The 11948-nt window shown below is 65.7% G+C and carries 6 protein-coding genes and 3 rRNA genes; 1 reads left to right on the top strand and 8 read right to left on the bottom strand.

What is annotated here, in order from left to right:
• Window positions 1-53: 53 nt before the first annotated feature.
• The 7 genes from rrf to ABCQ75_RS15645 form a co-directional block, all read right to left on the bottom strand.
• Window positions 54-170: ribosomal RNA gene (gene rrf, locus ABCQ75_RS15615) — 5S ribosomal RNA — on the bottom strand.
• A gap of 167 nt (window positions 171-337) precedes the next feature.
• Window positions 338-3482 (bottom strand): 23S ribosomal RNA (locus ABCQ75_RS15620).
• A gap of 496 nt (window positions 3483-3978) precedes the next feature.
• Window positions 3979-5500: ribosomal RNA gene (locus ABCQ75_RS15625) — 16S ribosomal RNA — on the bottom strand.
• Together the 16S, 23S and 5S rRNA genes form the textbook arrangement of a ribosomal RNA operon.
• Window positions 5501-6249: 749 nt before the next feature.
• Window positions 6250-6555: a 30S ribosomal protein S14 gene (gene rpsN / locus ABCQ75_RS15630; protein WP_077491113.1), complete on the bottom strand. Its 306-nt coding sequence runs from the start codon at window positions 6553-6555 to the stop codon at window positions 6250-6252.
• Window positions 6556-6559: 4 nt separating this feature from the next.
• A complete protein-coding gene (gene rpmG, locus ABCQ75_RS15635) occupies window positions 6560-6730 on the bottom strand; it encodes a 50S ribosomal protein L33 (RefSeq protein WP_043122011.1) in 171 nt (56 codons plus the stop codon).
• On the bottom strand, window positions 6730-6966 hold the full coding sequence (gene rpmB, locus ABCQ75_RS15640) for a 50S ribosomal protein L28 (RefSeq protein WP_077491112.1): 237 nt from the start codon (window positions 6964-6966) through the stop codon (window positions 6730-6732). Before rpmB ends, rpmG begins: the two co-directional genes overlap by 1 nt.
• Window positions 6967-7347: 381 nt before the next feature.
• Complete coding sequence (locus ABCQ75_RS15645) at window positions 7348-8235, bottom strand: esterase/lipase family protein (protein ID WP_345886564.1); 888 nt, start codon at window positions 8233-8235, stop codon at window positions 7348-7350.
• A gap of 189 nt (window positions 8236-8424) precedes the next feature.
• On the opposite strand from ABCQ75_RS15645, the gene ABCQ75_RS15650 reads away from it, so the two are divergent.
• Entirely contained in the window at window positions 8425-10389 is a 1965-nt protein-coding gene (locus tag ABCQ75_RS15650) for an acyl-CoA dehydrogenase family protein (RefSeq protein WP_345886565.1), read from the top strand.
• A 24-nt stretch (window positions 10390-10413) separates the two neighbouring features.
• Here the strand turns inward: ABCQ75_RS15650 and ABCQ75_RS15655 are convergent, their stop codons facing one another.
• Window positions 10414-11874: an amino acid permease gene (locus ABCQ75_RS15655; RefSeq protein WP_345886566.1), complete on the bottom strand. Its 1461-nt coding sequence runs from the start codon at window positions 11872-11874 to the stop codon at window positions 10414-10416.
• Window positions 11875-11948 lie beyond the last annotated feature (74 nt).

The raw sequence follows: 11948 nt of genomic DNA on the forward strand, positions 1-11948 counted from the left end.
TTGGTTAAGTGGTGAGGACCCCCACCGTGTGGTGGGGGTCCTCGTGAATGGTTGTCCGGCGGTGTCCTACTCTCCCACACTCTCTCGGGTGCAGTACCATCGGCGCTGTGGGTCTTAGCTTCCGGGTTCGGAATGGGACCGGGCGTTTCCCCCACGCTATGACCGCCGTAACCCTGTGTCCCGTCCCCGCCGGTGGCGGGGTGGGAAGCGTGTGGGTCCGTGGTCGGACTGTATTCGGTTGTGGCGGCTCCCCCGGGGGGCGGGGGGTTTGTTGTCTGGGGACCGTAGAGTGGACGCGTGGCAGTGTTCTCTCCGCACCCCCGGGTGTGGGGGTGGTGTGTTGAGGTTGTCGGCCTATTAGTACCGGTCGGCTTCGCAAGTCTTCAGTCCTTGCTTCCACGTCCGGCCTATCAACCCAGTGGTCTGCTGGGGGCCTCTCGGACCAGAGGTCCATGGAAATCTCATCTTGAAGCGGGCTTCCCGCTTAGATGCTTTCAGCGGTTATCCCATCCGAACGTAGCCAACCAGCCGTGCACCTGGCGGTACAACTGGCACACCAGAGGTTCGTCCGTCCCGGTCCTCTCGTACTGAGGACAGCCCTTCTCAGATTTCCTGCGCGCGCAGCGGATAGGGACCGAACTGTCTCACGACGTTCTAAACCCAGCTCGCGTACCGCTTTAATGGGCGAACAGCCCAACCCTTGGGACCTACTCCAGCCCCAGGATGCGACGAGCCGACATCGAGGTGCCAAACCATGCCGTCGATATGGACTCTTGGGCAAGATCAGCCTGTTATCCCCGAGGTACCTTTTATCCGTTGAGCGACGGCCCTTCCACGAGGTGCCGCCGGATCACTAGTCCCGACTTTCGTCCCTGCTCGAGATGCCTCTCTCACAGTCAAGCCCCCTTGTGCACTTGCACTCGACACCTGGTTGCCGACCAGGCTGAGGGGACCTTTGGGCGCCTCCGTTACCCTTTGGGAGGCAACCGCCCCAGTTAAACTACCCATCAGGCACTGTCCCTGACCCGGATCACGGGCCGAGGTTAGATGTCCAAAGCGACCAGAGTGGTATTTCAACGATGACTCCACCCGGACTGGCGTCCGGGCTTCACAGTCTCCCACCTATCCTACACAAGCCGCTCCGAACACCAATACCAAACTATAGTGAAGGTCTCGGGGTCTTTCCGTCCTGCTGCGCGTAACGAGCATCTTTACTCGTAGTGCAATTTCGCCGAGTTCACGGTCGAGACAGCGGGGAAGTCGTTACTCCATTCGTGCAGGTCGGAACTTACCCGACAAGGAATTTCGCTACCTTAGGATGGTTATAGTTACCACCGCCGTTTACTGGGGCTTGAATTCTCCGCTTCGCTCCGAAGAGCTGACGGGTCCTCTTAACCTTCCAGCACCGGGCAGGAGTCAGTCCGTATACATCGTCTTGCGACTTCGCACGGACCTGTGTTTTTAGTAAACAGTCGCTTCCCCCTGGTCTCTGCGACCCCTACCCGCTCCCCGCAGCGCGTGCGGTTCACGGTTGGGGTCCCCCTTCTCCCGAAGTTACGGGGGCATTTTGCCGAGTTCCTTGACCGTGATTCTCTCGATCGCCTTGGTATTCTCTACCTGATCACCTGTGTCGGTTTGGGGTACGGGCGGCTGGGACCTCGCGTCGATGCTTTTCTCGGCAGCATAGGATCACCCGATCCCCCCGTGAGGGGGTCCCGTCAGATCTCAGGCTTCGTGCGCGGCGGATTTGCCTGCCGCGCGCCCTACATCCTTGGACCAGGTCTACCATCGCCTGGCCGGGCTGCCTTCCTGCGTCACACCTGTTAATACGCTTGCCTCGCAGCTCTGGGTCCCGCGCGCACCCCCCGGTGCAGGTCCCGAAGGACCCGCGGTGGGGGGGATTGGGCGGTCAGCATCGGCTGTCCGGCATGGGCGGTCCTTCGCCGGTACGGGAATATCAACCCGTTGTCCATCGACTACGCCTGTCGGCCTCGCCTTAGGTCCCGACTTACCCAGGGCAGATTAGCTTGACCCTGGAACCCTTGATCATCCGGCGGACGGGTTTCCCACCCGTCTTTCGCTACTCATGCCTGCATTCTCACTCGTGCGGCCTCCACCACTCGGTCACCCGGCGGCTTCGCTGCCCGCACGACGCTCCCCTACCCAGCCCCACCCCTGAACCACGAAGGCTAGGGTTCACGTGGGACTGCCACGGCTTCGGCGGTGTGCTTGAGCCCCGCTACATTGTCGGCGCGGAATCACTTGACCAGTGAGCTATTACGCACTCTTTCAAGGGTGGCTGCTTCTAAGCCAACCTCCTGGTTGTCTGGGCAACTCCACATCCTTTCCCACTTAGCACACGCTTGGGGGCCTTAGCCGGTGGTCTGGGCTGTTTCCCTCTCGACTACGAAGCTTATCCCCCGCAGTCTCACTGCTGCGCTCTCACTTGCCGGCATTCGGAGTTTGGCTGACGTCAGTAACCTTGTGGGGCCCATCGGCCATCCAGTAGCTCTACCTCCGGCAAGAAACACGCAACGCTGCACCTAAATGCATTTCGGGGAGAACCAGCTATCACGGAGTTTGATTGGCCTTTCACCCCTACCCACAGCTCATCCCCTCCATTTTCAACTGAAGTGGGTTCGGTCCTCCACGACGTCTTACCGTCGCTTCAACCTGGCCATGGGTAGATCACTCCGCTTCGGGTCTAGACCACGCCACTGAACGCCCTGTTCAGACTCGCTTTCGCTACGGCTCCCCCACACGGGTTAACCTCGCGACATGGCACTAACTCGCAGGCTCATTCTTCAAAAGGCACGCCATCACCGGTACAGCGCCCAAGGGCGCAGCCGGCTCTGACGGTTTGTAGGCGCACGGTTTCAGGTACTGTTTCACTCCCCTCCCGGGGTACTTTTCACCTTTCCCTCACGGTACTGGTCCGCTATCGGTCATCGGGTAGTATTCAGGCTTATCAGGTGGTCCTGACAGATTCGCACGGGATTCCTCGGGCCCCGTGCTACTTGGGGACATCCGCAAGGGCGGCAGACAAGCGTTACGGCTACGGGACTCACACCCTCTCCGGCCGGCCGTTCAAGACCGTTCGCCTACACTCCTGCACCACACCCCCGGCCACCGGCAGATGACCGAAGCAGAGCCCCACAACCCCCGACGCGCAACCCCTGCCGGGTATCACGCACGCCGGGTTTGGCCCCATCCGCGTTCGCTCGCCACTACTGACGGAATCACTGTTGTTTTCTCTTCCTGCGGGTACTGAGATGTTTCACTTCCCCGCGTTCCCCCCACACCGTCTATGCGTTCAACGGCAGGTCACCACACCACCTCTCGGCGCATGGCGGGGTTTCCCCATTCGGACACCCTGGGATCACAGTCCGGTTATCGACTCCCCCAGGCTTATCGCAGATTCCCACGTCCTTCATCGGCTCCCGATGCCAAGGCATCCACCGTGCGCCCTTGGAAACTTCAACACAGAAGAAAACCAAGGACACCCACACGGGGCGCCCTACAAATTCAATTCGGCAAAACAACACCGCGCCACCCCGCCCCGGCCCCGGGACACGCCCGGGAACAGGGACAAACGGCGACGCGGCAGAAGAAATTGCTAGATGCTCGCGTCCACTATACAGTTCTCAAACAACAAACCACTCGACCCGCACCACGGCGCGCGCACAGCGCACCGCAGCCCAGGAAGGCAGCCACCAGGGCTGTTGCCCCAGGACCCAACAGCGTGCCAAGGACCCCACCCCCACCCGGGCACCCCCGCGCTCTCCAGCCCACCCCGACAAGGCCGGGGAGGGCGTACTGGCGCACAGGGCACACCGTGCAGGGCACGGGCCACGAATCCGTTGACGTTCCACCCATGAGCACCCACCGGAAGACATGCGCTCCCGCAGCGGGCATTCACCTGGCACCGGACGCACCGGCCTGTGCAGGCCGGCACCCCAGATGCGAGGGGCTCCTTAGAAAGGAGGTGATCCAGCCGCACCTTCCGGTACGGCTACCTTGTTACGACTTAGTCCCAATCGCCAGTCCCACCTTCGACGGCTCCCTCCCACAAGGGGTTGGGCCACCGGCTTCGGGTGTTACCGACTTTCGTGACTTGACGGGCGGTGTGTACAAGGCCCGGGAACGTATTCACCGCAGCGTTGCTGATCTGCGATTACTAGCGACTCCGACTTCATGGGGTCGAGTTGCAGACCCCAATCCGAACTGAGACCGGCTTTCTGGGATTGGCTCCACCTCACAGTATCGCAACCCTTTGTACCGGCCATTGTAGCATGCGTGAAGCCCAAGACATAAGGGGCATGATGATTTGACGTCGTCCCCACCTTCCTCCGAGTTGACCCCGGCAGTCTCCCATGAGTCCCCACCCGAAGTGCTGGCAACATGGAACGAGGGTTGCGCTCGTTGCGGGACTTAACCCAACATCTCACGACACGAGCTGACGACAACCATGCACCACCTGTGAACCGGCCCCGAAGGGAAGCCCCATCTCTGGGACGGTCCGGCACATGTCAAGCCTTGGTAAGGTTCTTCGCGTTGCATCGAATTAATCCGCATGCTCCGCCGCTTGTGCGGGCCCCCGTCAATTCCTTTGAGTTTTAGCCTTGCGGCCGTACTCCCCAGGCGGGGCACTTAATGCGTTAGCTGCGGCGCAGAAACCGTGGAATGGCCCCCACACCTAGTGCCCAACGTTTACGGCATGGACTACCAGGGTATCTAATCCTGTTCGCTCCCCATGCTTTCGCTCCTCAGCGTCAGTTACAGCCCAGAGACCTGCCTTCGCCATCGGTGTTCCTCCTGATATCTGCGCATTTCACCGCTACACCAGGAATTCCAGTCTCCCCTACTGCACTCCAGCCTGCCCGTACCCACTGCAGACCCGGGGTTGAGCCCCGGGCTTTCACAGCAGACGCGACAAGCCGCCTACGAGCTCTTTACGCCCAATAATTCCGGATAACGCTCGCGCCCTACGTATTACCGCGGCTGCTGGCACGTAGTTAGCCGGCGCTTCTTCTGCAGGTACCGTCACTTGCGCTTCTTCCCTACTGAAAGGGGTTTACAACCCGAAGGCCGTCATCCCCCACGCGGCGTCGCTGCATCAGGCTTCCGCCCATTGTGCAATATTCCCCACTGCTGCCTCCCGTAGGAGTCTGGGCCGTGTCTCAGTCCCAGTGTGGCCGGTCACCCTCTCAGGCCGGCTACCCGTCGTCGCCTTGGTAGGCCATCACCCCACCAACAAGCTGATAGGCCGCGAGCCCATCCAAGACCGCACAAGGCTTTCCACCCCCCACCATGCGATGAGGAGTACTATCCGGTATTAGACCCAGTTTCCCAGGCTTATCCCAGAGTCAAGGGCAGGTTGCTCACGTGTTACTCACCCGTTCGCCACTAATCCACCCCCGAAAGGGCTTCATCGTTCGACTTGCATGTGTTAAGCACGCCGCCAGCGTTCATCCTGAGCCAGGATCAAACTCTCCGTCAAAAAAACAGAAACCAGCCGGACAGACGGGAAAACGCCCACCCCGGCCAGCAAATCCAAAACTGGCAAAAACAAGACGACCACACCCACGGGGGTGGGCAGGCCGCCCAATGTATCAACCAAAAAAATGGCATCAACGAACTTGGCACACTATTGAGTTCTCAAACAACAGACCGCTACCGGTAAAACCACCGCAACCGCGCTGGCCCCTCCCGGAGCAACTTCTCCAACTTACCAGAGGCTCTCTGCCGAACCAAATTCCGTTCTCCGGATCCGATTCATTCGAAAGTCTCCCCCCAGCCGTTCATGGCCGCGCAGAAGCGCTGCCGTCTCCGGCTGTCAGAGTGGGGGTCGGCCGCCTTGCTGGGCTCCCGATCTCTCGGGCCCGCCGCGGCGACTCGAAGAACATTACCGGGCCGCTCGGGGCAGTGCAAATCGGGCTCGGACGCCCGGGCGTGTCGCGCTTTGCCGCCCCGCAGCGCCCCGGCTCCGCTGCTGCACGCTGAGGCGGAGACCCCATCCGCATCGTCGCCCGCATCCGGGGCTGCTCCACATGTGGACTCGAGGCGGCCTGGAGCGCCGGCGTGGTCTGAGCGCCGCTGGCCAGGACCCCAAGACGCCCGAGAACACCGCGACCAGCCCGCCATGGGCCCGAAACGCGAAGAGGGCGGCACCCGGAATGGGTGCCGCCCTCTCGGACGGATGGTCAGGGGTCCCGATGCTCGATCAGGCCCTGACGCCCGCAGCTGGTCTTACCAGGACGACTTGGTGACGCCCGGGAGCTCGCCCTTGTGCGCCATCTCGCGGAAGCGGACGCGGGAGATCCCGAACTTCTGGAACGTGCCGCGGGGGCGGCCGTCGATCTGGTCGCGGTTGCGGAGGCGGACCGGGGAAGCGTCGCGGGGAAGCTTCTGCAGGCCGAGGCGGGCAGCCTCGCGGGCCTCGTCGGTCGCGTTCTCGTCGATGAGCGTCTTCTTCAGCTCGGCGCGCTTGGCGGCGTAGCGGTCAACGATCACCTTGCGCTGCTCGTTGCGGGCAATCTTGGACTTCTTGGCCATGTGCTTAGCGCTCCTCTCGGAAGTCGACGTGCTTGCGGACGACCGGGTCGTACTTCTTCATGACGAGACGGTCCGGGTCGTTGCGGCGGTTCTTGCGGGTCACGTAGGTGTAGCCCGTGCCGGCCGTCGACTTCAGCTTGATGATGGGACGCGCGTCCTTGTCCTTCTTGGCCATCAGAGCTTCACACCCTTCGCAAGCAGCTCGGCGACAACCGCGTCAATGCCGCGGACGTCGATGGTCTTGATGCCACGGGCCGACACCGTCAGGGTGACGTTGCGGCGCAGGGACGGGACCCAGTAGCGCTTCTTCTGGATGTTCGGGTCGAACCGACGCTTGGTGCGGCGGTGCGAGTGGGAAATGCTGTGACCGAACGCGGGCGATGCCCCGGTCACCTGGCAATGCGCTGCCATGTTTCGCTCCTCCAAGGTGTAGTCAAACAGTTGCAGTAAAAATGACGGTCCGCAGATGCGTCCCGCCACCTCGATGCACCGTTCGTTCTGCAGCTTTCCGGAGGGTGACCAGGCGGGGTGAGAACCAGCCGAAGTTCCTCGCCGCGGTTAGACGGTGACTTCAGTGCCGAGAAGTGGACTCCACTGCATACGACAGCCTTAAATACTAGGCCCCTCGCCGGGTCGCCGCAAATCACGCCCGTCGGACCGGCGCTGGCCCCCTCCGCGCCCCTTCGGCGCCCCTCGGTGCCGCTGGGCCCCACGCGGCCGACGGCGACCCACGCCTCACGCGGGCAGGCAGCGGCGGGCGGGTGCCCGGCGTCGTGCGCCCTCCAGGCCGGCTTACACGCACACGGGACGGTACGCGGGATCCGCCGGCCCGTCCTGCAGGAGAGCGTTGGAGACGAGCGCCCAGGCGTTGGGGTCGTTCGGGATCTGGTCGTGCTCGATCACGTCCAGCGGGCAGTAGTCCTGCAGCACGAGGTTGGTGACCTGCTTCGCCGGCCCGGCGAGGGCCTGGCTCGTGTAGGGGGTGACGACCTCGTCGTACCGGGTCGCGATGACCGTGTAGGCCGGCCCGGGGACCGTGTCACCGATCGCGTTCAGCTCCGCCATGAACTCGCTTCCGGCGTACTGGTCGGCGCAGGCCGCGCAGAGCGCGCTGCTCGCCTCGGTGTCGAGCACGGCGCCGGTCGGCGACGGTGCGAGCAGCCCCTGAGTGCCGTGGTTCGAGGGCGCGAGGCCGATGAGGTGGTGCACCTTCTTCGCCCCGCCCAGGAAGCCCATGTAGTAGCGCGGCATCATGCCGCCCTGGCTGTGGCCCACCAGGTCCACCTGGCGCGCGCCGGTGGCGCCGAGGACGGCGTCCACGAACCGGCCCAGCTCCGCCGCGGAGTCCCGCACGGGCCCGGAAGCGGGGACGCCGTTGACGATCCCGTAGTCCAGCGCGAAGACGCAGTAGCCCTGCTGCTTGAGCACGGGCGCAAGGGTGGACCAGTTCTTCTCGGCCGACTCGAAGGTCCCGGGCACGAGGACCACCGGGCGGGGGTGGACGGCAGAGGGGACGCAGGTCCAGTCGTTGGCGCCGGGAGGGTCGCCGGGAAGCGCGTCCGCGGCTGCGGCGTGCGGGATGGCGGGAGGCCCGACGGCGGGCGTCACCGCGGGGGCGAGCGAGGCACCGAGGGCGAGGGCGGCGGCTGCGAGCAGGGATGGGAAGCGGGTGCGGAACAAGGGCGTCCTCCGGATTCTCCGCCGCGGCACCGTTGCCGCGGTCCGAATACTACTGTCCAGTAACTTTGCCCTCGGGGCAAGAGGGTGGAACTGGCACCCTACCCGCGGGTAACGCCGCGGCGTAGGATGGTCGGACAGCTGAAGGGTCACCGGCCCACGGCGGCCCCGCATCACTTCCTGGGGGCTGCCATGACCACGCACACCGACCCGAACCCCGCGCAGGCAGCGGAGCCCGGCTGGGACGAGTCCCGCGCCGTGGCCGAGGCGGGCCGGCAGACCGAGTGGAAGCGCCCGAGCTTCGCCAAGGCCCTCTATCTGGGCGATTTCCAGTGGGACCTCATCCATCCCCTCCCCGAGCCGGGCCCCACGGCGTCCGCAGAGGGCGAGGAATTCCTCCGCCGCGTCGAGGAGCTCGTCCGCACCATGGACGGCGCGCGGATCGAGGCCGAGGACAGGGTCCCCGACGAGTACCTCAGGGCCCTCGCAGACATCGGCGCGTTCGGCATGAAGATCCCGAAGGAGTACGGAGGCCTCGGGCTGTCGCTCGGCTTCTACGGGCGGGCGCTCATGCTGATCGGAGGTGTCCACCCCAGCCTCGGCGCGCTCCTGTCCGCCCACCAGTCGATCGGGGTCCCCGAGCCCGTGAAGATGTTCGGCAGCCCCGAGCAGAAGCAGGCCTTCCTCCCTCGCTGCGCAGCCGGGGCGGTGACGGCGTTCCTCCTCACGGAGCCGGACGTCGGCTCCGACCCGGCGCGCCTCACCACCACGGCGGTGCTCTCCGAGGACGGGCAGGAGTACGTCCTGGACGGCTCCAAGCTGTGGACCACGAACGGCGTCATCGCGGAGCTCGTCGTCATCATGGCGAAGGTCCTCCCCCATCCGGCGGCGGGGGACCAGCCCGCGGGCGACGGCGGCATCACGGCCTTCGTGGTCGAGATGGACTCCCCCGGCATCACGGTGGAGAACCGCAACTCCTTCATGGGCCTCAGAGGCCTCGAGAACGGCGTCACCCGGTTCGACTCGGTCCGCGTGCCCGCCGCCCACCGCGTGGGCCGCGAGGGACAGGGGCTCAAGATCGCCCTGACCACGCTCAACACGGGCCGCCTCTCCATCCCTGCCCTGTGCGCCGGCGGGGCGAAGTGGGCCCTCAGGATCGCGCGCGGGTGGACGGCGGCGCGCGTGCAGTGGGGCCGGCCGATCGGCGAGCACGAGGCCGTGGCCTCGAAGGTCGCGTTCATCGCGGCCACCGCGTACGCGCTCGAGTCGGTGTTCGAGGTCTCCGCCGCCCTCGCCGACGCCGGGATGAAGGACGTGCGGATCGAGGCGGCGCTCGCGAAGCTGTGGTCCTCCGAGATGGCGTACACCGTCGCCGACGAGCTCCTGCAGATCCGCGGCGGGCGCGGCTACGAGACGGCAGAGTCCCTGCGCGCCCGCGGCGAGCGCGCCGTCCCCGCCGAGCAGCTCGTCCGGGATCTGCGCATCAACAGGATCTTCGAAGGGTCCACCGAGATCATGCGCCTGCTGATCGCGCGCGAAGCGGTGGATGCGCACCTCGCCGCCGCGGGAGACCTCGCACGCAAGGACGCGACCCTCGGGGAGCGGATCCGCGCCGCCCGTGACGCCTCGGGCTTCTACGCGCGCTGGCTGCCCAGGCTCCTGGCCGGCGAGGGCCTCGACCCCCGTGCATACCGCGAGCACGGCCCGCTCGCGCCGCACCTGCGGTACATCGAGCGGGCCTCGCGCCGGCTGGCGCGGCACACGTTCGCGGGGATGGGCCGCTGGCAGGTGGCCCTCGAGCACCGGCAGGGCTTCCTCGGACGGATCGTGGACATCGGCGCCGAGTTGTTCGCCATGGCGGCGGCATGCACGCGGGCCGAGCAGCTCCGTGCGACCGGCGCCCCCGGGGCAGGGACGGCGTGCGAGCTCGCGGTCGCGTTCTGCGGCCAGTCCCAGCACCGGGTCGAGGCGCTCTTCGCCGCGCTGTGGGACAACACGGACGACGCCGACCGTCGCCTCGCCCATCGCGTCCTCGCCGGGGACTTCGCGTGGCTCGAGGAGGGCGTGGTGGACCCATCCGAGGGCACCGGTCCCTGGATCGCGCCCCGGCCGGAGGGGGCGAGCACGAAGCCGGACCTGCGGCGGAGGCCCAGGTGAGGACCGTGAGCCGGTCCTCGCGGGTCAGGGCCGCTGTGCTGTGGCAGCCTCCGGTGCCGTGACAGCGCGCGCCGCCCTGCGCCGTCGTACGAGCGGGTAGACCGCGAGGAGCAGCGCGAGCGCTCCGAGGCTGAGCCAGACCTGGGGCGCGGTGGCGGGCTCGACCGCCATGAGGACGACGATGAGGACGACGGCGGCGAGGACCACCGCGTTGAGCCACGGGTGCAGCCACATCTTCAGGCTCAGGCCGGCGCACTCCTCGGCGGTCATGCGGTTGCGCAGGCGCCATTGCGTGAGGGCGACGAACGCGTACACGAACAGCGCCACACAGCCGGCGGAGTTCATGATGAAGTCGAAGATCGCCTTCGGGGCCGCATAGTTCGCGGCGATCGCGACGTAGCCGACGACGGTCGAGAGCAGGATCGCCTTCCAGGGCACCCCCGCGCGGGTCCGGTCGTCGACCCAGCGCGGCGCATAACCGTGCTTCGAGAGCGCGAACAGCATCCGGGAACCGGAGTAGAGGCCCGAGTTGAGCACCGAGAGGGCTGCGGTCAGCACGACGGCGTTCATCACCTGCTCGGCTCCGGGGAGCCCGAACCGCCCGAAGGCATAGGCGAACGGGCTCACCTCCGAGGGGAGCTCGTCCCACGGAACGATCATGAGCAGGATCGCGACCGAGCCGATGTAGAAGAGCAGGATGCGCCACACGACCGTGTTGGTCGACTTGGCCACGGCCTTGGCCGGCTGGTCGGACTCGGCGGCGGCCATCGTGACGATCTCGGTCCCGAAGTAGCTGAAGATGACCACCGCGACGCCGTTGAGCACCGCCGTCCAGCCGAAGGGCATGAACCCGTGGTCGGTGAGGTGGGCGACGGCGCCAGTCGAGCCGGGGATGACGCCCAGGACGTAGAGGGTGCCGACGCCGAGGAATACGACGATTGTGGTGACCTTGACCGATGCCAGCCAGAACTCGGTCTCGCCGAACGACCGCAGCGAGAGCAGGTTGGTGAGGGTGAAGAGGAGCATGCCCGCGAGCGCGAACGTCCAGTCCGGCACGTTCGGGAACCAGCCGTTGAAGATCCGGCCCACGACCACCGCCTCGAACGCGACGACGCCGACCCAGAAGTACCAGTAGAGCCACCCGATCGTGAAGCCGGCCCAGTTCCCGAGACCGTCCCGTGCGTACTCCATGAACGACCCGACGACGGGCCGGTTCGTGGACATCTCGCCGAGCATCCGCATGACGAGGACGACGAGCGCCCCGCCGATCGCGTAGGAGAGCAGCGCGGCCGGTCCGGCCGAGCGGATCACCGAGCCCGAGCCGACGAAGAGGCTCGCGCCGATGATCCCGCCGAGGGCGATCATCGTCAGGTGCCGGGGGCGCAGGCTTGCGCGGGGCTCGGACGCCGCTGTCCGGCTCCCAGCGCTCAGCGCCGCAGGGGCTTCTTCTCGGGCGGGCGCAGCCAGGTTGTCGGGTGCCTGCATGCGGATCTCCGTTCCATCGGGGGGCGTTGGGCATGACGCCGATCACAGCGCCCAGTCAGCATGGGCGACGCACG

It is taken from the genome of Sinomonas halotolerans (assembly GCF_039615075.1).
Lineage (GTDB): Bacteria > Actinomycetota > Actinomycetes > Actinomycetales > Micrococcaceae > Sinomonas > Sinomonas halotolerans.

Bases quoted from the DNA above. Each gene is read 5' to 3' on its own strand.
- rpmB (WP_077491112.1), bottom strand. From the start codon at position 6,966: ATGGCAGCGCATTGCCAGGTGACCGGGGCATCGCCCGCGTTCGGTCAC.
- ABCQ75_RS15655 (WP_345886566.1), bottom strand. From the start codon at position 11,874: ATGCAGGCACCCGACAACCTGGCTGCGCCCGCCCGAGAAGAAGCCCCT.
- rpsN (WP_077491113.1), bottom strand. From the start codon at position 6,555: ATGGCCAAGAAGTCCAAGATTGCCCGCAACGAGCAGCGCAAGGTGATC.
- rpmG (WP_043122011.1), bottom strand. From the start codon at position 6,730: ATGGCCAAGAAGGACAAGGACGCGCGTCCCATCATCAAGCTGAAGTCG.
- ABCQ75_RS15650 (WP_345886565.1), top strand. From the start codon at position 8,425: ATGACCACGCACACCGACCCGAACCCCGCGCAGGCAGCGGAGCCCGGC.